At 62.0% G+C, this 21,013-nt stretch carries 17 protein-coding genes, 4 tRNA genes and 1 pseudogene; 17 read left to right on the top strand and 5 right to left on the bottom strand.

Features of this window, described 5'->3' with window-relative positions; genetic code table 11:
* The first annotated feature begins 6 nt into the window (after positions 1-6).
* Positions 7-1,044 (top strand): AI-2E family transporter, encoded by a 1,038-nt coding sequence (locus ACLEJQ_RS09300; protein ID WP_440794246.1) that lies wholly within the window; start codon positions 7-9, stop codon positions 1,042-1,044.
* A gap of 81 nt (positions 1,045-1,125) precedes the next feature.
* On the top strand, positions 1,126-1,824 hold the full coding sequence (gene pyrF / locus ACLEJQ_RS09295) for an orotidine-5'-phosphate decarboxylase (protein ID WP_245138620.1): 699 nt from the start codon (positions 1,126-1,128) through the stop codon (positions 1,822-1,824).
* A gap of 134 nt (positions 1,825-1,958) precedes the next feature.
* Here pyrF and ACLEJQ_RS09290 read toward each other — a convergent pair whose 3' ends face one another.
* Positions 1,959-2,963, bottom strand: a complete 1,005-nt coding sequence (locus tag ACLEJQ_RS09290; protein WP_440794243.1) for an NADP-dependent oxidoreductase — start codon at positions 2,961-2,963, stop codon at positions 1,959-1,961.
* Positions 2,964-3,186: 223 nt separating this feature from the next.
* On the opposite strand from ACLEJQ_RS09290, the gene ACLEJQ_RS09285 reads away from it, so the two are divergent.
* The 4 genes and pseudogenes from ACLEJQ_RS09285 (at position 3,187) to ACLEJQ_RS09270 (ending at position 7,631) form a co-directional block, all read left to right on the top strand.
* Positions 3,187-3,948 (top strand): SDR family oxidoreductase, encoded by a 762-nt coding sequence (locus ACLEJQ_RS09285; protein WP_440794241.1) that lies wholly within the window; start codon positions 3,187-3,189, stop codon positions 3,946-3,948.
* Between the two features lie 207 nt (positions 3,949-4,155).
* Positions 4,156-5,553, top strand: a complete 1,398-nt coding sequence (locus tag ACLEJQ_RS09280; protein WP_440794239.1) for a PLP-dependent aminotransferase family protein — start codon at positions 4,156-4,158, stop codon at positions 5,551-5,553.
* Between the two features lie 110 nt (positions 5,554-5,663).
* Positions 5,664-6,770: pseudogene (locus tag ACLEJQ_RS09275) on the top strand (HAMP domain-containing protein); the annotation flags it as partial.
* Positions 6,750-7,631, top strand: a complete 882-nt coding sequence (locus ACLEJQ_RS09270; RefSeq protein WP_440794414.1) for a methyl-accepting chemotaxis protein — start codon at positions 6,750-6,752, stop codon at positions 7,629-7,631. The pseudogene ACLEJQ_RS09275 and the gene ACLEJQ_RS09270, both read left to right, overlap by 21 nt.
* 258 nt (positions 7,632-7,889) lie before the next feature.
* Here ACLEJQ_RS09270 and ACLEJQ_RS09265 read toward each other — a convergent pair whose 3' ends face one another.
* Positions 7,890-8,648: a hypothetical protein gene (locus tag ACLEJQ_RS09265; RefSeq protein WP_440794237.1), complete on the bottom strand. Its 759-nt coding sequence runs from the start codon at positions 8,646-8,648 to the stop codon at positions 7,890-7,892.
* Positions 8,649-9,009: 361 nt separating this feature from the next.
* Between ACLEJQ_RS09265 and ACLEJQ_RS09260 the strand changes: the two genes are divergently transcribed.
* From ACLEJQ_RS09260 to ACLEJQ_RS09245, 4 genes are all read left to right on the top strand, one after another.
* Positions 9,010-9,085, top strand: a tRNA-Glu gene (locus ACLEJQ_RS09260).
* Positions 9,086-9,087: 2 nt separating this feature from the next.
* A tRNA-Gly gene (locus ACLEJQ_RS09255) sits at positions 9,088-9,163 on the top strand.
* Between the two features lie 105 nt (positions 9,164-9,268).
* A tRNA-Glu gene (locus ACLEJQ_RS09250) sits at positions 9,269-9,344 on the top strand.
* A gap of 3 nt (positions 9,345-9,347) precedes the next feature.
* A tRNA-Gly gene (locus ACLEJQ_RS09245) sits at positions 9,348-9,423 on the top strand.
* Between the two features lie 255 nt (positions 9,424-9,678).
* Here ACLEJQ_RS09245 and ACLEJQ_RS09240 read toward each other — a convergent pair.
* Both ACLEJQ_RS09240 and ACLEJQ_RS09235 read right to left on the bottom strand, forming a co-directional pair.
* Positions 9,679-10,086, bottom strand: coding sequence for a PA2817 family protein (locus ACLEJQ_RS09240; RefSeq protein ID WP_440794235.1), 408 nt, complete (start codon positions 10,084-10,086; stop codon positions 9,679-9,681).
* Positions 10,087-10,359: 273 nt separating this feature from the next.
* Positions 10,360-12,807, bottom strand: coding sequence for an acyl-CoA dehydrogenase (locus ACLEJQ_RS09235; protein WP_440794233.1), 2,448 nt, complete (start codon positions 12,805-12,807; stop codon positions 10,360-10,362).
* Between the two features lie 516 nt (positions 12,808-13,323).
* Here ACLEJQ_RS09235 and ACLEJQ_RS09230 point away from each other — a divergent pair.
* The 3 genes from ACLEJQ_RS09230 to ACLEJQ_RS09220 all read left to right on the top strand — a co-directional run bounded on the left by ACLEJQ_RS09230 (position 13,324) and on the right by ACLEJQ_RS09220 (position 15,788).
* Positions 13,324-13,947 (top strand): glutathione S-transferase family protein, encoded by a 624-nt coding sequence (locus ACLEJQ_RS09230; protein ID WP_440794231.1) that lies wholly within the window; start codon positions 13,324-13,326, stop codon positions 13,945-13,947.
* A gap of 132 nt (positions 13,948-14,079) precedes the next feature.
* Positions 14,080-15,012 carry an ABC transporter ATP-binding protein gene (locus ACLEJQ_RS09225; protein WP_440794229.1) on the top strand — a complete coding sequence of 311 codons (933 nt, stop codon included), beginning with the start codon at positions 14,080-14,082 and terminating at the stop codon, positions 15,010-15,012.
* Complete coding sequence (locus ACLEJQ_RS09220; protein WP_072347169.1) at positions 15,009-15,788, top strand: ABC transporter permease; 780 nt, start codon at positions 15,009-15,011, stop codon at positions 15,786-15,788. The genes ACLEJQ_RS09225 and ACLEJQ_RS09220 overlap by 4 nt, the downstream gene beginning before the upstream one ends.
* A gap of 139 nt (positions 15,789-15,927) precedes the next feature.
* Here ACLEJQ_RS09220 and ACLEJQ_RS09215 read toward each other — a convergent pair whose 3' ends face one another.
* The gene (locus ACLEJQ_RS09215) at positions 15,928-16,443 is read right to left on the bottom strand and encodes a DUF2062 domain-containing protein (protein ID WP_440794227.1); all 516 of its coding nucleotides are present in this window, start codon (positions 16,441-16,443) and stop codon (positions 15,928-15,930) included.
* 144 nt (positions 16,444-16,587) lie between these two features.
* Here ACLEJQ_RS09215 and ACLEJQ_RS09210 point away from each other — a divergent pair, with 144 nt between their 5' ends.
* The 4 genes from ACLEJQ_RS09210 to lpxK all read left to right on the top strand — a co-directional run bounded on the left by ACLEJQ_RS09210 (position 16,588) and on the right by lpxK (position 20,999).
* Entirely contained in the window at positions 16,588-18,834 is a 2,247-nt protein-coding gene (locus tag ACLEJQ_RS09210; protein ID WP_440794225.1) for a DNA internalization-related competence protein ComEC/Rec2, read from the top strand.
* A gap of 94 nt (positions 18,835-18,928) precedes the next feature.
* A complete protein-coding gene (locus ACLEJQ_RS09205) occupies positions 18,929-19,564 on the top strand; it encodes a MotA/TolQ/ExbB proton channel family protein (protein WP_440794223.1) in 636 nt (211 codons plus the stop codon).
* On the top strand, positions 19,561-19,989 hold the full coding sequence (locus tag ACLEJQ_RS09200) for an ExbD/TolR family protein (RefSeq protein ID WP_440794222.1): 429 nt from the start codon (positions 19,561-19,563) through the stop codon (positions 19,987-19,989). The genes ACLEJQ_RS09205 and ACLEJQ_RS09200 overlap by 4 nt, the downstream gene beginning before the upstream one ends.
* Complete coding sequence (gene lpxK / locus ACLEJQ_RS09195; protein WP_440794220.1) at positions 19,989-20,999, top strand: tetraacyldisaccharide 4'-kinase; 1,011 nt, start codon at positions 19,989-19,991, stop codon at positions 20,997-20,999. Before ACLEJQ_RS09200 ends, lpxK begins: the two co-directional genes overlap by 1 nt.
* Positions 21,000-21,013 lie beyond the last annotated feature (14 nt).

The raw sequence follows: 21,013 nt of genomic DNA, 5'->3' as shown, positions 1-21,013 counted from the left end.
CCCTACATGCTCAATAACGATCGACTGTTGGTGCAGATCCTGCTCCTTGTATTGTTCGGCGCAAGCCTCTGGGTGATGGCGCCGTTCTGGTCGGCGCTGTTCTGGGGCGCGGTGCTGGCATTTGCCAGTTGGCCATTGATGCGCCTGCTGACCCGTTGGCTCAACGGTCGCGAATCTCTGGCGGCGGCACTGCTGACGGTGGGCTGGATGCTGCTGGTGGCGGTGCCGCTGGTATGGCTGGGTTTCAACCTGGCCGATCATGTGCGCGACGCCACGTCCTTCATCAGGGATGTCCAGGTCGATGGCCTGCCCGACGCCCCGGTATGGCTGGCCGACCTGCCACTGGTGGGCGGTCGACTGGTGGCGATCTGGAACAGCGTCGATCAGCAGGGCGCGGCGATGATGGTGTCCATCAAGCCGTACCTGGGGCAGGTCGGCAACTGGCTGCTGGCCCGCAGCAAGCAGATTGGCGGCGGCATGCTCGAACTGACCCTGAGCATCGTGTTCGTGTTCTTTTTCTATCGCGACGGCCCGCGCCTGGCGGCGTTTGTCCACGGGTTGCTGGAACGCTTGATCGGCGACCGTGCCGGTTACTACATCGAACTGGTAGCCGGTACGGTCCAGCGGGTGGTCAATGGCGTGATCGGTACTGCGGCGGCCCAGGCCTTGCTGGCACTGATCGGCTTCCTGATTGCCGGGGTGCCGGGCGCCCTGGTCCTGGGGATCGTCACGTTCCTGTTGAGCCTGATTCCGATGGGACCGCCGCTGGTCTGGATCCCCGCCACGGCCTGGTTGGCCTGGAAGGGTGAATACGGGATGGCGGTGTTCCTCGGCATCTGGGGCACGTTCATCATCAGCGGCGTGGACAACGTGCTCAAGCCCTATCTGATCAGCCGCGGCGGAAACCTGCCGCTGGTCATCGTGCTGCTGGGTGTGTTCGGCGGCTTGATCGCCTTCGGCTTCATCGGCCTGTTCATCGGCCCAACCTTGCTGGCCGTGGCGTACAGCCTGTTGACCGACTGGAGCAAAAGCCAGGCACGCTAGTTTTACCGATTACCGGGTCCCGCAAGGGCACCGGTTCCGCTACAATGCGCGCCGATTTCGACCTTGCCTGAGAGCCCGCTCATGTCCGCCTGCCAGACGCCCATCATCGTCGCCCTGGATTTCCCTACCCGTGACGCCGCCCTGAAGCTGGCCGACCAGTTGGACCCCAAGCTGTGCCGGGTCAAAGTCGGCAAGGAACTGTTCACCAGCTGCGCTTCGGAAATTGTCGGCACTTTGCGCGACAAAGGGTTCGAAGTATTCCTGGACCTGAAATTCCACGATATCCCCAACACCACCGCGATGGCGGTCAAGGCGGCGGCCGAGATGGGCGTGTGGATGGTCAACGTGCATTGCTCCGGCGGCCTGCGCATGATGGCGGCCTGCCGTGAAGTGCTGGACCAGCGCAGCGGCCCGCAACCGTTGCTGATCGGCGTGACCGTGCTGACCAGCATGGAGCGCGAGGACCTGGCCGGAATCGGCCTGGACATCGAGCCCCAGGAGCAAGTGCTGCGCCTGGCGGCGCTGGCACAGAAGGCGGGCCTGGATGGTCTGGTCTGTTCGGCGTTGGAGGCCAATGCCTTGAAGACCGCGCACCCGTCGCTGCAACTGGTGACCCCGGGTATTCGCCCGGCGGGCAGCGCCCAGGACGACCAGCGGCGCATCCTGACCCCACGCCAGGCCCTGGACGCCGGTTCCGATTACCTGGTGATCGGCCGTCCGATCAGCCAGGCGGCCGACCCGGCCAAGGCATTGGCAGCGGTGGTGGCAGAGCTGGCCTGAGCAAGTACCAGGCCCTGTCTGGCGCAAATCAACTGTGGGAGCGAGCCTGCTCGCGATGGCGATGCATCAGTCAACTTTAATGTGTCTGATAAACCGCTATCGCGAGCAAGCTCGCTCCCACCGTTGTTTGTGTGTCAGACCTTCAATACCAGTTTCCCGAAATTCTCCCCACTGAACAATTTGGTCAATGTCTCGGGGAACGTCTCCAGTCCTTCGACGATGTCCTCCTTGCTCTTGAGCTGCCCCTTGGCCATCCAACCGGCCATTTCCTGCCCGGCAGCGGCGAATTGCGAGGCGTAGTCCATTACCACGAAGCCTTCCATGCGTGCCCGGTTGACCAGCAGCGACAAATAGTTGGCCGGGCCTTTTACCGCTTCCTTATTGTTGTACTGGCTGATAGCGCCGCAAATCACCACGCGAGCCTTGAGGGCCAGGCGGCTGAGCACGGCATCCAGGATGTCCCCGCCGACGTTATCGAAATACACGTCTACACCCTTGGGGCATTCGCGCTTGAGCCCGGCCTGGACGTCTTCGCTCTTGTAGTCGATGGCGCCGTCGAAGCCCAGTTCATCAATCAGGAATCTGCATTTGTCGGCGCCACCGGCAATGCCCACCACGCGACAGCCTTTGAGCTTGGCGATCTGCCCGGCGATGCTGCCCACCGCACCTGCGGCGCCTGATAACACTACGGTTTCACCGGCCTTGGGCGCGCCGACATCCAGCAGTGCGAAATAAGCGGTCATGCCGGTCATGCCCAGCGCGGACAGATAACGTGGCAGCGGGGCCAGTTTCGGGTCGACCTTGTAGAAACCTCTTGGCTCACCCAGGAAAAAATCCTGCACGCCCAGCGCACCGTTGACGTAGTCCCCGACGGCGAACCCCGGATTGTTCGAAGCGATCACCTGACCGACACCCAGGGCCCGCATCACTTCACCGATGCCTACCGGCGCAATATAGGACTTGCCTTCGTTCATCCAGCCGCGCATGGCCGGGTCCAGGGACAGGTACTCGTTCTTTACCAGGATCTGGCCGGCGGCCGGCTCGCCGACCGGTACTTGCTGATAGGTGAAAGTCTCGCGGGTCGCCGCACCCACCGGGCGCTTGGCGAGCAGGAACTGGCGATTGGTCTGGGCAGTCATGGCTGGCACTCAAGATGAATGAAGCTTTGTTGATAGACCTTCGGCGCACTGGCCGCAAGGTTTGCCGACCCAGCGAATGCACGCCAATCCAACGCAGTGATAGTGCCTGCCGTCCCGTTATCACCGGCGCCCATGATCCCTTAACCGGTATCTGGATAGTGCTGCCGCGCTGCCCGGGGCTATGACTACACTTCGTCGATCCCGCATTTTCGAGGAACTGGCAATGAGCATGACGTTTTCCGGACAGGTCGCCCTGGTGACGGGCGCCGCCGCTGGCATTGGCCGCGCCACCGCCCAGGCGTTCGCGGCAGAAGGCTTGAAAGTCGTGGTGTCCGATCTGGACGCCGCCGGCGGCGAGGGCACCGTGCAAGCGATCCGCGAGGCGGGCGGTGAAGCGGTGTTCGTGCGCTGCGACGTGACGCTGGAAGCCGACGTGCAGCACCTGATGAGCGAAGTGATCAGTACCTACGGCCGCCTGGATTACGCGTTCAACAACGCCGGGATCGAAATCGAAAAGGGCAAGCTCGCCGATGGCACCCTCGACGAGTTCGACGCGATCATGGGCGTCAATGTGAAAGGCGTCTGGCTGTGCATGAAGTATCAGTTGCCGTTGTTGCTGGCCCAAGGCGGCGGGGCCATCGTCAACACGGCCTCGGTGGCCGGCCTGGGGGCGGCGCCGAAGATGAGCATCTATGCCGCCTCCAAACATGCAGTGATCGGCCTGACCAAATCGGCCGCCATCGAATACGCCAAGAAAAAGATCCGCGTGAATGCCGTGTGCCCGGCGGTGATCGATACCGACATGTTCCGGCGCGCCTATGAGTCGGATCCGAAAAAAGGCGAGTTCGCCAACGCCATGCACCCGGTAGGGCGGATCGGCAAGGTCGAAGAAATCGCTAGTGCCGTGTTGTACCTGTGCAGCGATGGTGCGGCATTTACAACCGGCCATTCCCTGGCGGTGGATGGCGGAGTCACTGCGTTCTGACGATGCACGCTGTTGAGTTTGCAGGAACAAGCCCGCACTGGTTGCGGGCTTTTTCTTGGGCGATGGCAAAACGATTGGATCGAGCAGCCATTGTGTTTCAAAGGTTGAAAATCAGCACTTTTGGCGACGTTGTCGTACATCGCCCTGCGACGGCCTGTGCTTAACTGTTTCCAGAAATAAAACAAATGCTTAGGAGTTTGGTTACTCATGGAATTGAGAATCGACCGACAGGCCCTGGTGCCAGTCGTGCAGCAAATCGTCGACGCCTTGATCGGATGGATCCGACAGGACGCAGTCGAGCCTGGGACACGCCTGCCCTCCATCCGCCAGTTGGCACGGGACAATCTGCTCAGCCAGTCCAGCGTCAGTGAGGCGTGCGAGCGTCTGGTGGCTCAAGGGCTATTGGCGTCCCGCCATGGGTCGAGCTTTTTTGTGGCGCCGCCCCCTTCGCCCGGGCCAGTGTCTGCCAGCAGTAATCAGCGCAAGAATCTACATCTCAACCGCCTCGACCTCGATGACGGCTCGCCATGGGAGCTGAAGCTGGGTGATGGCGGGCTGCCGGAGAGCTGGCGTGAAAGCGACGACTTGGGCTACGCGATTCGCCAGGTCACGCGCACCGACATGGCGGGGTTGTTCAATTACAGCACGCCGCTGGGGCTGCCCGCCTTGCGCGAGCAATTGTCCAGGCGCCTGAAGCAGTTCAATATCGACGTCGACAAAGACCTGGTCCTGACCACCTCCGGGGCCACCCAAGGGCTCGATCTGATCGTGCGGACGCTGTTGTCGCCCGGGTCCTGCGTGGTGGTGGAAAGCCCCGGTTATCCGAATCTGTTCGACCTGCTCCGACTGCACCGGATTGAAATGCTCGAACTGCCCAGGACCCCGCGCGGCCCGGACGTCGAGGCGCTGAAAAACCTGTTGGCGACTCGCCGGCCCAGTGCCCTGTTCATCAACAGCGCCTGCCACAATCCGACCGGCAGCAGCCTCGCTCCGGCAGTGGCTCAACGGCTGTTGGAACTGACCAGGCAATACGCCGTGCAGGTGATCGAAGATGACGTCTATGCCGACTTCCAGAGTTCGACGCGCACCCGCCTGGCGGCGCTGGACCCGGAGGTGATCTACCTGGGCAGTTTTTCGAAAACGCTCAGCAGCTCGTTGCGAGTCGGATTCATCGCGGCGCCGTCACCGATCATCACACGCTTGAGCGAGGTCAAGGGGGTGACCAGCATGGGCGGCTCGCGGTTCTGTGAGTCGGTGCTGGCCAGCCTGCTGGCCAATGGTGCCTACCGCAAGCTGGTCCAGCGCCAGCGCCAACGTTTGGCGGGCGATATGGCCTCTGTGTTGCAAGTACTGGAGGATGCCGACTGGGAGGTGTTCGGCAAGCCGGCCGGTGGGCTTTTCATCTGGGCACGTCCGCCATTGTGTGACTACGCTGGATTACAGCGCCTGGCCAAGCGGTTCGGCGTGCTGCTGTCTTCGCATACCGCTTTCAGCCCTTCAGGTGCCGACAGTGACTGGCTGCGGATCAACGTAGCGTGTGCCCACGATCCGAGGGCCAAGGCGTTTTTCCAGGCCGCGGCTCTGGATCGACCTCAAGCGTTCTGAAAACGACGAAGCTGTAGCTTTTTGCCATTATTCCGACGCCAGCATCTTGTGTTGCAGGGCGTCTCGTTGCGAATCTGCGAACAACACACACTGGCAGAGGACTGAGCGCAATGAATTCGGCCGTGCAAGGACGTTTTGCCAACCTGGGTATGGCAAAGAAACTGGGTATCGGATTTGTCCTGGTGCTGCTGCTGACTGCTGTAGTCGCGGCGATCGGCGTCTGGTCCCTGCAGACCATCAGTCAGCGTTTCGAGGGGCTGAAGCAGATGTCCTCCCTCAACAGTGGTTTGCTCAAGGTCCGGTTGCTGGAACAGGAATTCGCCTCGCGCTCGGACCCCAAGACGGCCGATGCTTTGCGCCAGGGCGTTGACCAGCTGGTTGTCCTGGCCGGCGAGCTCAAGGCCCAGTCGGCCGCCAATGTGCCGGTGATGAACGATGTGGAGCAGGCGCTGACGGCGTATCGCAAAGCGTTCGACGAATTTGTCGGTTTGAGTCAGAGCAAGGATCTGGCGCTGGAGATGGCGAGCTGGTCGGTGTCCAGCGTGGCCAATAACCTGGATGTTTTACAGGCAGGCCTGGCGGACGATGGCGCCTATACCTTGAAGGATTCCGAAGGCAAGGAAGGTGCCGAGTTCATCGAGCAGGCCAATCAGGTCAGCGAGGTTTCGCGGCTGATGCTGCAGGCCATGAACGAGGCGCGGGTCCGCTTGGACCAGAGCCGCAAAGGCAACGCCGAGGGCGCCGGCCAAGGCACCATCGAACAGGCCGAGCAGGCCATGAAGCAGGCCGAAGCTCTCAAGACGACCGTCAAGGATCCAGGCTACCAGACTGTGCTCAACGAAGTGGCTGGACACATCGCCGGTTTCAATCAGCAACTGGCTGAGTACACCGGCCTGTTGGACAAGGAAAAGGCTGTCTACCAGCAATTGCACGAGCGGGCCGCCCAAGTGGTGGAACGGGTTGACCAGGCCTACGCCGCCGAAGACCACGCCATGCAGGCCGAGCTGAAAAAGAACTCACTGCTGATCATTGGATCGTCGGCGCTGGCGCTGTTGGTGGGCTTGATTGCCGCCTGGGTCATCACCCGGCTGATCGTGGGGCCGCTGCGTAGCGTGATTCGTGTGGCCCAGCGAATCGCCGCAGGCGACTTGAGCGCCACGGTCGAAGTGACGCGGCGGGACGAGATCGGTCAATTGATGCTGGCGATGCAGCAGATGGGCGCTGGCTTGAGTGGCATTGTCAGCGGCTTGCAGGCGGGTATTGAACAATTGGCCAATTCGGCCCAATCGCTGTCGGCCGTGACGGAGCAGACCAACCTCGAAGTGAGCAGTCAGAAAGAGGAAACCGAACAGGTCGCCACGGCGATGAACCAGATGACCGCCACCGTGCACGATGTGGCGCGTAATGCCGAAGAAGCGGCCCAGGCGGCTCAGACCGCCGACGATAAGGTCGAGAGCGGACAACAGGTGGTGCGCCAGAGCATGGCGCGCATTGAGCAATTGGCCGATTCGGCCACGTCGGCCAGCTCCAGCATCGAAAGCCTCAGCGCCGAGATCCAGAACATCGGCACGGTGCTGAGTGTGATCAAGAGCGTGGCTGAGCAAACCAACCTGCTGGCGCTCAACGCCGCCATCGAGGCCGCACGGGCCGGGGAGCAGGGCAGGGGCTTTGCCGTCGTGGCCGACGAAGTGCGAGCCCTGGCCAGGCGTACGCAACAGTCCACCGAGGAAATCGAGCGGTTGGTCAGCGCCTTGCGTGCAGCGGCCCAGGCTTCCGTGCAGCAGATCCAGGGCAGCGGTGAGCTGGTGAAGATGGCGGTCAGCGATGCCTTGCAGACCGAAAGCGCCTTGGGCAGCATTGCGGCGGCGGTGTCGTTGATCCAGCAAATGAATCAACAGATTGCCGCAGCGGCCGAAGAGCAGAGCTCTGTGGCCGAAGAAATCAACCGCAGCGTCACCAGCATCCGCGCCAGCGCTGATCAATCGTCCCTGGCGATGCGCGGTAACGCGGCGTCCAGCATCGAGCTGGCGCAGTTGGGCGTTGAGCTGAAGGGGATGGTGGGGCATTTCAAGTTGTGAGCCGGCGATAGCCGATTCAACACAAAAGCAGTTTTGTCTGCCAGGAGTGAATGCGGGCATAACTGCGGGGAACACAACCCCCCGTGGCGAGGGAGCTTGCTCCCGCTGGGGCGCGTAGCGGCCCTGAAACCTGATGGCGCGATGGATCAGGTTGAGGAGGGGATTTTCTTGGGGCTGTTGCGCCCGAGGCGTCGGACCGGCCCAGCGGGAGCAAGCTCCCTCGCCACAGGAGCTCTACCGCCACAGGGTAGCGCCGTATCAGTCGTAAACCTTCTTCTTCTTCCACTCGTCGTTTATTTCGTCTTCCTTCAAGCCTTCGGTCAATTGGTTGACTTCGCCTTCGACCGGCTGGGTGCTGGCCAGGACCATTGCGTTGGCGCGGGCCAGGAGTTTTTCCAGGTAGGCCAGTTGTTCGGCGTAGGCCTGTGGTTCCTGCTGCTTGCGCAGATACTGCACGCCGCGTTCGAACGCCAGGCGCGCTTGCCCCGGTTGTTCCTGTTGCAAGGCTTGTTGGCCGAGGTTGTTGAAGAACTCGATGTGCAGCAGTACCAGGATGTGCCGCACTTCACGGATCCAGCGCTTGGCTTCGTTGGGCGGCAGAAAACCGTCCTGGGCGGCGCGGGTGATCTGGCCATGCAAGGCTTCGAGCAGGAATCGCACATCCTTGGCCTTGGCTTCGGTCAGGATCGGGGCGGGCGGGTTGGACACAGGGATCGATTCACCCTGGGCGGCCAGAGCGCTCAACTCGTCCAGGCGTGCCTTGACCGCGGTATTGTTCTTCTCCAGGTTCAGCAGGCGCTGGCAGACGTTCATCTCCAGACGTGTCATCAGCAATTTCAGGGCTGGGGTCATCAACTGCCCGGGGAAGGTTTCGGTGAGCTCGCCGCAGCGACGCATGCGGTCATTGAGTTCGACCTTGGTGCGGACCTTTTCCAGCTTATTGTTTTCCACCACATGGTTCATGTAGCCAATGGCGATCAACAGTGCGATCCCGGCTACGACGAGCAGGGTGATCATGAGTGGTGTCACCGGTAAGACCTCTTTATTGGGGTACGCATGTCATGAGTGTAGTGGCTAGGCTATTAGGCGCATAGGCCGATTAGACGGGCGTCGCGCTGTTTATGGGCTGGATCGTCAGATGAATGCACATTGCCACCATTTCCTGGAGGCAACTATAGCGTCTTGGCGGGCGACAGAATATAGGCGCCAGAGACCGGGCGGGGGAAATCTGCGAATCACCTGCAAACCGGGCGAAGTCATTGATTTAAATAAATTTATATCTGGGGGTTGACGACCCCCCAATCCATCCATAGAATGCGCGCCACTTACAGCGTAAAGCACTCAGCGAAACGCGGTAGGGAGTGAATGTAGTACGTGTGTCCCCTTCGTCTAGTGGCCTAGGACACCGCCCTTTCACGGCGGTAACAGGGGTTCGAGTCCCCTAGGGGACGCCAATGCGGGAATAGCTCAGTTGGTAGAGCACGACCTTGCCAAGGTCGGGGTCGCGAGTTCGAGTCTCGTTTCCCGCTCCAATTTTAAACAGCGTTGCCTTTGGGCAGGGCTGAGTGAAACCAGAACCGCCATCTTCGGATTCGGATCTGGGCACTGGAACACACACCATGTGTTCCGGGCAGCGTGTCCCCTTCGTCTAGTGGCCTAGGACACCGCCCTTTCACGGCGGTAACAGGGGTTCGAGTCCCCTAGGGGACGCCATTTGCGGGAATAGCTCAGTTGGTAGAGCACGACCTTGCCAAGGTCGGGGTCGCGAGTTCGAGTCTCGTTTCCCGCTCCAAATTCAAAAAAACGCCGCTCATCGAGCGGCGTTTTTTTATGCCTGTGGAAAGCCGCTCCAGTCCTCCAGGCTGTGCACTAGGTTCTCTGTTTTTTCCGACCTCATCGCGCGGGTTGTGGGTCCTCATTCTCCTTCGCAGCCATTCTCCTGTGGGAGCAAGCCTGCTCGCGAACGGATGCATGAACGCCCCCTTCGACCGGGCAGAAAAAAGCCCGCCGGGTCAACCATGCGGGCTTTTGAACAGCGCTTATAAAATCAGTGCTTGCTGTCTTGGTCCGACATCGCCAGCAACTGCTTTTCCTGGTTCCAGTCGAAGGGCTCGTCGTTTTGTTCGGCTTCGAAGCGACGCTCCTCCAGGGCCTGGTACAGGGCGATTTCGTCGTCGGGCATGTAATGCAGGCAATCGCCGCCGAAATACCAGAGCAGGTCGCGAGGCACCAGGTGGGCGATCTGTGGGTAACGGACGATGACCTGGCACAACAGATCCTGGCCCAGGTACTGGCTTTCGATAGGGTCTACAGGCAGTTGGGCACGCAGTTCGTCGAAACGCTCCACAAACAGGGCATGGCTTTCTTCGGGAACCTGTTCGGCCTCACCCACGGCGACCAGGATGCTGCGCAAGTGGTCGAGCAAGACGAGGTGATCGGCAACGACGTTGGACACGAGATAAGTCCTCAAGAGCAAAACGGGCGCAGGAGTATAAGGGGCCCGCGCGCGGTTTTATAGGGTTGGGCGGATTGGGCCGATGAGAGTCATGTGTGTTGGCTCCTGACAAAAGGGGATTGTGGCGAGGGAGCTTGCTCCCGCTCGGTCGGTCCGACGCCTCGGGCGCAGCAACCGCAAAAGTCGGGTGCCGCTACGCGCCCCAGCGGGAGCAAGCTCCCTCGCCACATAAAGTACAAACCCTCGACACGGGGTGTTTGAAATTCCTCTCTGTCAGCGCACTTTAGCCTCGGCGGGTGTCAGTTGCTCCTTGTCGAAGTCGTCCACGTCAATGACCTTGCGCCGGGCCGCTTCGGCCGCACGCAGGGCCTGGGCTTCGCCCGCCTGCAGTACACCCGCCTCAAGCGCAGTGTCGATCAGCGGTTCGCCAGGTGCCGGATTGAGCTGACCATGTTTGAACGCCTCATGCAGTTTCTTGTGCAAGGGACGGGCAGCCTCCAGCAGGTTACAGGCATGCTGCAGGGCTCCGACCGGATCTTCAGGCGATTGCGGGCGATAGCAGCCCTGCAGCAACTCTTCGAGGGTCGGGTCGCCTTTGGATCGACCGATGACCGCAGCCACCTCTGCATCCAACCTGTCGCTAGGTCCCTTGTGGCGACGGCCGAAGGGGAATACCACCAGGCGCAGCAGGCAACCGAGCACGCGGCTGGGGAAGTTGGCCAGCAATTCGTCCAGGGCCCGCTCGGCCTGGCCCAGGCTTTCTTCCATGGCCCAGGTGAACAGTGGCGTCATGTGATCCGGCGAACCGAGATCGTGGTAACGCTTGAGCGCGGCGGAAGCCAGGTACAGGTTGCTCAGCACATCGCCCAGGCGCGCCGATAACCGTTCCCGGCGCTTGAGCTCGCCCCCCAGCAGCATCATGCTCAGGTCTGCCAGCAAGGCGAACGCCGCCGCTTGCCGGTTGAGCGCTCGGAAATAACCTTGGCTCAAGCCGTTGCCGGGCGCCCGCTCGAAGTGGCCCAGGCCCAGGTTCAGTACCAGGGTACTGGCGGCGTTGCTGACGGCAAAACCGATGTGCTTGAGCAGCAACCCGTCGAACTCGATCAGCGCCTGGTCCTTGTCCTCGCGGGTGGCCAAGGCCATTTCCTTGAGCACGAACGGATGGCAGCGGATGGCACCCTGGCCGAAGATCATCAGGTTGCGTGAGAGGATGTTCGCGCCTTCGACAGTGATGAAGATCGGCGCGCCTTGCCAACTGCGCCCCAGGTAATTGTTCGGGCCCATGATGATGCCCTTGCCGCCGTGCACGTCCATGGCGTGGCTGATGCACTCGCGGCCGCGCTCGGTCAGGTGATACTTGAGGATGGCCGACAGTACCGAGGGCTTTTCCCCTAGGTCGACCGCATTGGCGGTCAGCATGCGCGCGGCGTCCATCAGCCAGGCGTTGCCACCGATACGCGCCATGGCCTCCTGGATGCCTTCGAAGGCGGACAGCGGTACGTTGAACTGTTCGCGCACCTGGGTGTACTGGCCGGTTACCAAGCTGGTGAACTTCGCCGCCCCGGTGCCCACCGCCGGCAGCGAGATCGAGCGGCCGACCGACAGGCAGTTCATCAGCATCATCCAGCCCTTGCCGAGCATCTCCTGGCCGCCAATGAGGAAATCCAGGGGAATGAACACATCCTTGCCCCAGTTCGGACCGTTCATGAACGCGGCGCCGAGCGGCAGGTGGCGCCGGCCGATCTGCACGCCGGGCGTGTCGGTGGGGATCAGAGCGAGGCTGATGCCCAGGTCTTCTTCGTCGCCCAGCAGATGATCCGGGTCATACGCCTTGAAGGCCAGGCCCAGCAAAGTAGCTACCGGGCCGAGGGTGATGTAGCGCTTTTCCCAGTTCAGGCGCAGCCCTAGGGTTTCCCGGCCTTGCCATTCGCCCTTGCAGACGATGCCGGTGTCGGGCATCGCCCCGGCATCGGAGCCGGCCAGCGGCCCGGTCAGGGCGAAGCAGGGGATGTCATCGCCACGGGCCAGTCGCGGCAGATAATGGTCGCGTTGTTCGTCGGTGCCGTAGTGCAACAGCAGTTCCGCCGGGCCGAGGGAGTTGGGGACCATCACCGTAGAAGCGAGGTCGCCGCTGCGGGTCGCCAGTTTCATGGCGACCTGAGAGTGGGCATAGGCGGAGAAGCCCTTGCCGCCGTATTCCTTGGGAATGATCAGTGCGAAGAAGCCATGTTCCTTTATGTGCGCCCAGGCTTCGGGCGGCAGGTCCATGGCCTGGCCGATCTGCCAGTCGCTGACCATGGCACAGAGCTCTTCAGTGGGCCCGTCGAGGAATGCCTGTTCTTCTTCGGTCAGTTGCACCTTGGGATAAGACAGTAGTGTGTCCCAGTCCGGACGGCCGCTGAACAGTTCGCCGTCCCACCACACCGTACCGGCGTCGATGGCGTCGCGCTCGGTCTGGGACATGGGCGGCAAGGTTTTCTGGAACCAGTCGAACATCGGTGCACTGAAATAGCGCCGACGCAGGTCCGGCAGCAGTAGCGGGGCTGCAACGGCGGCGAACAAAATCCAGAGGACCAGCATCAGCCAACCGGGCGCGTGGCTGAAAATTCCCATGGCCAGCAGGTAGACCGCGACGATGCCCAGCGCGGGCAGCGGGTCGGTGCGCCGATGCGCGAGCCAGGCGACCCCGACGACCAGGACCAGTATCCACAACAACAGCATATGTAATCCTCCGTGAACCAAGGCAAGCCGACCTTCAGAGCTTAGACGGCATCTGCAAAGCCGGCGGTAGGCGCGATGTGATTGAAATCGTGGGAAACCCTGGATGTATTGCGCCAGTCTGGTTGGCAACAGCCGTAGGAAATCGTTCGTCGCTGAGGTGAGAAAACGCCATTGTTTGGCTGAAATGTCGTGATTGCTGGGGCAGGGCTGTGGATGGACTCGAGCTGCACTGGTGCAGGTCAGCGCAGGCCCGCTTTGTGGCGAGGGAGCTTGCTCCCGTTGGCTGCGCAACAGCCCCGGGCTTTTTTGCGGTCGCTGCGCCCGAGGCGTCGGACCGACCGAGCGGGAGCAAGCTCCCTCGCCACAAAGGTAGCGCCAACTTCACCCATGCAGGTGCTGTTCAAGAGGCACCCCAATAGCTGAATCCTGTTTGCTACCGGTGTCATGCAGACCGATTTGAGTCACACCAGATCCGGCGTATGCTGCTGCGGCATTTCATCCATAGAGGAAGCCGTGATGCTGAAGATTTGGGGCCGGAAGAATTCATCGAACGTGCGCAAGGCGCTGTGGTGCGCCGAGGAGCTGGGGTTGGCCTACGAGGCGATTGACGCCGGTGGGGCGTTCGGTGTGGTGGACACCCCCGAGTACCGGGCGAAAAACCCCAATGGCAGGGTACCGATGATCGAAGACGACGGCTTCGTGCTGTGGGAATCCAATACCATCGTGCGTTACCTGGCGGCTCGCCATGCGTCGGGAACGACCTGGTATCCCGCTGACCTGCAGGCGCGGGCCAGCGCCGAAAAATGGATGGACTGGACCACTTCGACCTTTGCCGCACCGTTTCGCACGGTATTCTGGGGCGTCTTGCGTACCCCGGCCGAGCAACAGGACTGGGCGGCGATCAACGAGGCGATCAAGGTTTGCGACGAGTCGCTGGTCATGGTAGATCAGGCGTTGAGCCAGCAGCCGTACCTTTCGGGCGATGAAATCGGCATGGGTGATATCCCCCTCGGCTGTTTCATTTATGCCTGGCTGGAGATGCCTATCCAACGCGCCCCACTGCCTCATGTAGAGGCCTGGTACGCCCGGTTGCAACAACGTCCGGCCTACCGCAAGGCGGTCATGACCGCGTTGACTTAATACTTACTATCGACACGCTTGACTGTACTTGCGCGGCGACGCCACGCACCATGCCCTTCGTGCGCCATGGTTGTATTGCTCGCTGCGCGCCCTTATCTATCTTTTTCATCCCTTCTTGGTGCGTAATCCGATATGAGTTCCGCTCTGTCCATCCGGCAGCTAACCAAAACCTACGGCAACGGTTTCCAGGCCTTGAGTGGTATCGATCTGGACGTCGCCGAAGGTGACTTTTTCGCCTTGCTCGGCCCCAACGGTGCCGGCAAGTCCACCACCATTGGCATTCTTTCCACACTGGTGAACAAGACCAGCGGCACGGTAAATGTCTTCGGCCATGACCTGGATCGCCAGCCTGCCGCCCTCAAGCGGAGCATCGGCGTGGTGCCTCAGGAATTCAACTTCAACCAATTCGAAAAGACCTTCGACATTGTCGTGACCCAGGCCGGTTACTACGGCATCCCGCCGAAGATCGCCAACGAGCGTGCCGAGCAATACCTGACTCAACTGGGGTTGTGGGACAAGCGCGACGTGCCGTCCCGTTCGTTGTCCGGCGGCATGAAGCGGCGACTGATGATTGCCCGTGCGCTGGTGCATGAACCGCGACTGCTGATCCTCGACGAGCCGACGGCGGGCGTGGACATCGAGTTGCGCCGTTCGATGTGGACCTTCCTGACCGAGCTGAACCAGAAGGGCATCACCATCATCCTCACCACGCATTACCTGGAAGAGGCTGAACAGCTGTGCCGCAACATCGGCATCATCGACCACGGCACCATTGTCGAGAACACCAGCATGCGCCAGTTGCTCAGCCAACTGCATGTGGAGACCTTCCTGCTGGACCTCAAGCACGACCTGAAAGTCGCGCCGCAGATCGTCGGCTATCCGGCACGCCTGGTGGACAGCCGGACCCTGGAAGTCCAGGTGGATAAATCCGTAGGCATCACCGGACTGTTCACCCAGCTGGCATTGCAGAACATCGAAGTGCAAAGCCTGCGCAATAAAACCAATCGCCTCGAGGAGTTGTTCGTGTCCCTGGTGGAAAAAAACCTGGCGAAGGTGGCGGTATGAGTTCCGAGCTACGCCCCAACCTGATCGCCCTCAATACTATCGTCTACCGTGAAGTCCGGCGCTTCATGCGAATCTGGCCGCAGACCCTGCTGCCGCCGGCCATCACCATGGTTCTGTACTTCGTGATCTTCGGCAACCTGATCGGTCGGCAGATCGGCGACATGGGCGGCTTCACGTACATGGACTACATCGTGCCGGGGTTGATCATGATGTCGGTGATCACCAACTCCTACGGCAACGTGGTTTCGAGCTTCTTTGGCAGTAAATTCCAGCGCTCCATCGAAGAATTGATGGTCTCGCCGGTTTCGCCCCACACGATTCTTATCGGCTATACCCTGGGCGGTGTGTTGCGCGGCCTCGCGGTGGGCCTGATCGTGACCCTGCTGTCGCTGTTCTTCACTCATCTGCAAGTGCATCACCTGGGCGTGACGGTGCTGGTGGTGGTACTGACGGCCACGATCTTTTCGTTGCTGGGTTTCATCAATGCCGTGTTTGCGCGCAATTTCGATGACATCTCCATCATCCCGACCTTCGTGCTTACGCCGTTGACCTACCTGGGTGGGGTGTTCTACTCGATCTCGCTGCTGCCCCCGTTCTGGCAGACCGTGTCCCTGGCCAACCCGGTGCTGCACATGGTCAACGCCTTTCGCTACGGCATCCTCGGGGTCTCGGACATCAAGATCAGCATCGCGATTACCTTCATGCTGGTGGCGACCGTGGTGCTTTATATTGGCTGTGCGCGGTTGTTGGTCAGTGGGCGGGGGATGCGTACCTGATCCCCTGTTGGAGCGAGCTTGCTCGCGATGGCGTCGGCTCATTCAGTAAACTGTTGCCTGACACACCGCTATCGCGAGCAAGCTCGCTCCCACATTGAAATGCAAAAAAGGCCTCCATTCACTGGAGGCCTTTTGCATCTCACATCCGGCTTTTCTTGCGCCGCTTCCATTGCCGGGTCACCCACCAGCGCCAATAGCTCATGGTCATGAAGTAGGCCAGGGCACCCAGCACCAGTCCCGTCACTACCGAACCCAGCAGGAACGGCTGCCACAAGGTAGACAACTGGCCGCTGATCCATTCCCAGGTCAGTTCGTCCGGGAGCGTGCGGGCTGGCACGTCCATCAGCCAGGCGCCGGTCTGGTAGGTGCAGAAGAACACCGCCGGCATGGTGATCGGATTGGTCAGCCATACCAGGCTCACCGCAATCGGCATGTTGCCCCGGACGGCGACGGCCAGGGCGGCGGCCAGCAACATCTGCAGCGGGATGGGCAGAAAGGCGGCAAACAGGCCTACCGCCATCGCCCGGGCGACCGAATGCCGGTTGAGGTGCCACAGGTTGGGATCGTGCAGCAAGGTGCCGAGAAAGCGTAAGGATTTGTGTTCCCGAATGCTCTCTGGGTCTGGCATGTAACGTTTGAATAAGCGCCGGGGCATAAGGCTTCTCGGTCGGGTGCAAAGCAATAAGCGGCAAGTATGTCTGGATTCTACGATTGGCTGATTCAGACTTTGTGACAATTGATAACGTCCGCGGTGCCCCAGAGCGGCTAAGCCTGTAGAGGGCACTTTCAAGGATGGGTTATGCGCACAGGGTTGGTCGCGCTTGCACTGGGGTTGCTGACCCCGGTTTTTCTGCCGGCGCTGCCGCCGTTGTGGTTGATGGCGGCCATGCCGGTGCTGGCGCTGATGGTGTTGCCATTTCGAACTTACCCCCTGGGTTTGTTCCTGCTGGGGTTGGCCTGGGCCTGCCTGTCGGCGCAACTGGCCCTGGACGAGCGGTTGCCTGTCGCGCTGGATGGAGAGACCCGCTGGGTCGAAGGTCGCGTGGTCGGCTTGCCGCAGTACGGTGGCGATGGGGTGCGCTTCGAACTGGCCGATGGACATTCACGGCGTACCCGCCTGCCGAAGTCGATGCGCCTTGCCTGGTTCGGCGGTCCGCCGGTCAACAGCGGCGAGCGGTGGCGACTGGCGGTCAAGCTCAAGCGGCCCGTCGGGCTGCGCAACCCGCACGGTTTCGACTATCAGGCCTGGCTGTTGAGTCGCGGCATCGGCGCGACCGGTACGGTCAAGGACGGTCATCGCCTGCAACCGGCCCATGGCGCCTGGCGCGATGGTGTGCGCCGGGCGCTGGCGCACGTCGATGCCCAGGGCCGCTCCGGTGCGTTGGCCGCGTTGGTGCTGGGCGACGGCGCCGGGTTGAGCCGCGAGGATTGGCAGTTGCTGCAAGACACCGGCACCGTGCATCTGCTGGTGATCTCCGGGCAGCACATTGGCCTGCTTGCCGGCCTGATGTACCTGTTGGTAGCAGGCGCGGCGCGCTATGGATTATGGCCAGCGAGGCTGCCCTGGTTGCCGTGGGCCTGCGCACTGGCCTTCGGCGCTGCCCTGGGCTATGGCTTGCTCGCCGGGTTCGAGGTGCCGGTACGGCGGGCCTGCGCGATGATCGGACTGGTGTTGCTCTGGCGTTGGCGCTTCAAACATCCTGACCCCTGGTGGGCCTGGCTGCTGGCGTTCAACGGGGTGTTGCTGTTCGATCCGCTCGCCTGCCTGCGGCCAGGGTTTTGGTTGTCGTTTGCCGCCGTCGCGGTGTTGGTGTTCACCTTCGGCGGACGCCTGGGGCCCTGGCGTTGGTGGCAGACCTGGACCCGCGCCCAATGGCTGGTGGCGGTCGGGCTGTGTCCATTACTACTGATACTGGGCTTGCCGGTCAGCCTCAGCGGGCCGTTGGTGAACCTGCTGGCGGTGCCCTGGATCAGTCTGTTGGTGTTGCCACCGGCACTGCTCGGCACGGCATTGCTGCCGGTGCCCGGGGTCGGCGAAGGATTGCTGTGGGTCGCCGGCGGCTTGCTCGATCTGCTGTTCAAGGGCCTGGCGTTGATTGCCGGACGCCTGCCCGCCTGGGTTCCGGCTTCGGTGCCGTTGTGGGCCTGGTGCATTGCAACTCTCGGTGCTGGCTTGTTGCTGTTGCCCAAGGGCGTGCCGCTGCGCGTACTCGGCTGGCCGATGGTGTTGCTGATGGCGTTCCCGCCCAAGGAATCTCCATTGCCCGGGCAAGCGCAGGTCTGGCAATTGGACGTGGGCCAGGGACTGGCGGTGCTGGTGCGGACTCACGGTCACACTCTGCTGTACGACGCCGGGCCGCGGTTTGGCGAGGCCGATGTCGGTGAGCGCGTGGTGCTGCCGACGTTGCGCAGGCTCGGCGTGCGCGGGCTGGACCTGATGTTGCTCAGCCATGCCGACGCCGATCATGCCGGCGGTGCCCAGGCCGTGCGCAACGGGCTGCCGACGCTGCGGGTGATCAGCGGCGATCCGGCCGCACTACCTGAGGAATTGCAGGCCGCGTCATGCGACAGCGGGACTACCTGGGAATGGGACGGCGTCAGGTTCCAACTGTGGCGCTGGCCAGCGGCCCTCGAAAGCAATCAGAAGTCCTGCGTCCTGCTGGTGGAGGCGGGCGACGAGCGATTGCTGCTGACTGGCGACATCGACGTCCATGCCGAACGCGCCTTGCTCGACGGGCCCCTGGCCGTGCCCATCCACTGGCTGGCGGCGCCTCATCACGGCAGCCGCAGTTCCTCGTCGATGCTCCTGCTGTCGCGCCTCAAACCGCACTCTGTGCTGATTTCGCGAGGGCATGGCAATTCGTTCGGCCATCCTCATCCACAGGTCATGGCACGCTATCGTCGCTCGGGCATGGCGATTTATGACAGCGCCGAGCAGGGCGCCATTCGTCTGCAACTGGGTGCCTTCGAGCCGCCGCACACCCAGGCAGGTGTGCGGCGGTACTGGCGCGACCCGCCGCACACAGGGCCAGCGGGCGGGCGTTGATCCAGCTCAACGGGCAAGGTGCTTGTCGGCGTCGCGGGTCTCCAAGGCGAGTCGGTGTGATAAAGTGGCGCACTTTTTCGAGGGGGCAGTCACTGTGTGGGAATTGGTCAAATCCGGCGGCTGGATGATGTTGCCGATCATTCTGAGTTCCATCGCGGCACTGGGTATTGTTGCCGAGCGGCTGTGGACCTTGCGGGCCAGCCGAGTGGCCCCGGACCATCTGGTCGGGCAGGTATGGGTCTGGATCAAGGACAAGCAACTGAACAAGGACAAGCTCAAGGAGCTGCGCGCCAGTTCGCCCCTGGGGGAAATCCTTGCCGCCGGCCTGGCGAACTCCAAGCATGGCCGCGAGATCATGAAGGAATGCATCGAGGAGGCCGCTGCCCGGGTCATCCACGAGCTGGAGCGCTACATCAACGCCCTTGGTACCATCGCCGCGATGTCGCCGCTGCTGGGCCTGCTGGGTACGGTGCTGGGCATGATCGACATTTTCAGTGCATTCACCACCTCCGGCACAGCCACGAACGCCGCCGTGTTGGCGGGCGGTATCTCCAAGGCGCTGATCACCACCGCTTCCGGCCTGATGGTGGGGATTCCGGCGGTGTTCTTCCACCGGTTCCTGCAACGCCGTGTCGATGAGCTGGTGGTGGGCATGGAGCAGGAAGCTATCAAGTTGGTCGAGGTGGTGCAGGGTGATCGTGACGTGGACCTGGCCGGGGGCAAGAAGTGAAATTCCGCCGCAAGCCACGGGAAACCATCGACATCAACCTCGCGTCGCTGATCGACGTGGTGTTCATCCTGCTGCTGTTTTTTGTCGTGACGACCACCTTCACCCGTGAAACCCAACTCAAGGTCGAGTTGCCTCAAGCCGTCAGTGGCTCGCCGGCCGAAGACCAGCAGCTCAAAAGCATTGAAATCACCATCAGTGCCGAAGGCGCGTTCTCGGTGAATAACCAACTGCTGCCCAAGAGTGACCTGGCGAGCCTGATCGAGGCCCTGCAGAAGGAATCCGGCGGCGATACCAATCTGCCGCTGTCCATCAGCGCCGACGGCAAGACTCCCCATCAATCGGTGATCACCGCCATGGACGCGGCCGGCAAGCTCGGTTTCAGTCATCTGCGCATGACCACGGTCGAGGCGGCGCCGGCATCCTGATGGCCATTTCCGATCGATTGCTCGGCGCGTGGTATGAAGGTCATCCGGCCCTGGCCCTGTTGCGACCGCTGGAGTGGTTGTACCGGCGGGTGGTGGTCGGCAAGCGCGAGCGCTTCCTGGCGGGCGAGGGCAGCATTTATCAGCCGCCGGTGCCGCTGGTGGTGGTCGGTAATATCACGGTCGGCGGCACCGGCAAGACGCCGTTGATCCTGTGGATGATCGAGCATTGCCAACGCAGCGGCCTGCGGGTTGGCGTGGTCAGCCGGGGGTATGGCGCCAAGCCGCCGCAGTTGCCATGGCGCGTCGAAGCCGAGCAGGGCGCCGACGTAGCGGGTGACGAGCCGCTGCTGATCGTCCAGCGCACCGGTGTGCCGCTGGTGATCGACCCCGACCGCAGCCGTGCGATCCAGGCGCTGGTGGACGCCGAGCCGCTGGACCTGATCCTCTCCGACGACGGCATGCAGCATTACCGCATGGCCCGCGACCTTGAACTGGTGCTGATTGACAACGCCCGCGGCCTGGGCAACCAACGTTGCCTGCCCGCCGGGCCGTTGCGCGAACCTGTAGAGCGCCTGCAGTCGGTGGACGCCGTGCTGTTCAACGGCGCCAGCACGGATCGCGAGGACGGTTTCGCCTTCGAGCTACGACCGACTGCGCTGGTGAACCTGCTCAGCGGTGAACGGCGCGCCCTTGACCACTTCCCGGCAGGCCAGGCCTTGCACGCCGTGGCCGGTATCGGCAATCCCCAGCGTTTCTTCAAGACCCTCGAAACGCTACACTGGCGCCCCATACCGCACGGTTTCGCCGACCACGCCGAATACACGGTCCAGGCCCTGAGCTTCACGCCGCCGTTGCCCGTGGTCATGACGGAGAAGGACGCAGTCAAATGCCGAGCCTTCGCGGCGCCGGACTGGTGGTACCTGGCCGTGGACGCTGCACCATCGCCGGCCTTCGCAGCCTGGTTCGATACGCAGCTGATGCGCCTGTTGCCGGATCGACTTCTGCCTTAAACCTTTATTCAAGG

Source organism: Pseudomonas sp. SMV71, from assembly GCF_052042015.1.
Lineage (GTDB): Bacteria > Pseudomonadota > Gammaproteobacteria > Pseudomonadales > Pseudomonadaceae > Aquipseudomonas.
The sequence above is the reverse complement of the archived record's forward strand: the minus strand, read 5'-3'. Positions and strand labels throughout refer to the sequence as shown.

Bases quoted from the DNA above. Each gene is read 5' to 3' on its own strand.
- ACLEJQ_RS09300 (WP_440794246.1), top strand. From the start codon at position 7: ATGCTCAATAACGATCGACTGTTGGTGCAGATCCTGCTCCTTGTATTG.
- pyrF (WP_245138620.1), top strand. From the start codon at position 1,126: ATGTCCGCCTGCCAGACGCCCATCATCGTCGCCCTGGATTTCCCTACC.
- ACLEJQ_RS09290 (WP_440794243.1), bottom strand. From the start codon at position 2,963: ATGACTGCCCAGACCAATCGCCAGTTCCTGCTCGCCAAGCGCCCGGTG.
- ACLEJQ_RS09285 (WP_440794241.1), top strand. From the start codon at position 3,187: ATGAGCATGACGTTTTCCGGACAGGTCGCCCTGGTGACGGGCGCCGCC.
- ACLEJQ_RS09280 (WP_440794239.1), top strand. From the start codon at position 4,156: ATGGAATTGAGAATCGACCGACAGGCCCTGGTGCCAGTCGTGCAGCAA.
- ACLEJQ_RS09270 (WP_440794414.1), top strand. From the start codon at position 6,750: ATGCTGGCGATGCAGCAGATGGGCGCTGGCTTGAGTGGCATTGTCAGC.
- ACLEJQ_RS09265 (WP_440794237.1), bottom strand. From the start codon at position 8,648: ATGATCACCCTGCTCGTCGTAGCCGGGATCGCACTGTTGATCGCCATT.
- ACLEJQ_RS09235 (WP_440794233.1), bottom strand. From the start codon at position 12,807: ATGCTGTTGTTGTGGATACTGGTCCTGGTCGTCGGGGTCGCCTGGCTC.
- ACLEJQ_RS09230 (WP_440794231.1), top strand. From the start codon at position 13,324: ATGCTGAAGATTTGGGGCCGGAAGAATTCATCGAACGTGCGCAAGGCG.
- ACLEJQ_RS09225 (WP_440794229.1), top strand. From the start codon at position 14,080: ATGAGTTCCGCTCTGTCCATCCGGCAGCTAACCAAAACCTACGGCAAC.
- ACLEJQ_RS09220 (WP_072347169.1), top strand. From the start codon at position 15,009: ATGAGTTCCGAGCTACGCCCCAACCTGATCGCCCTCAATACTATCGTC.
- ACLEJQ_RS09215 (WP_440794227.1), bottom strand. From the start codon at position 16,443: ATGCCCCGGCGCTTATTCAAACGTTACATGCCAGACCCAGAGAGCATT.
- ACLEJQ_RS09210 (WP_440794225.1), top strand. From the start codon at position 16,588: ATGCGCACAGGGTTGGTCGCGCTTGCACTGGGGTTGCTGACCCCGGTT.
- lpxK (WP_440794220.1), top strand. From the start codon at position 19,989: ATGGCCATTTCCGATCGATTGCTCGGCGCGTGGTATGAAGGTCATCCG.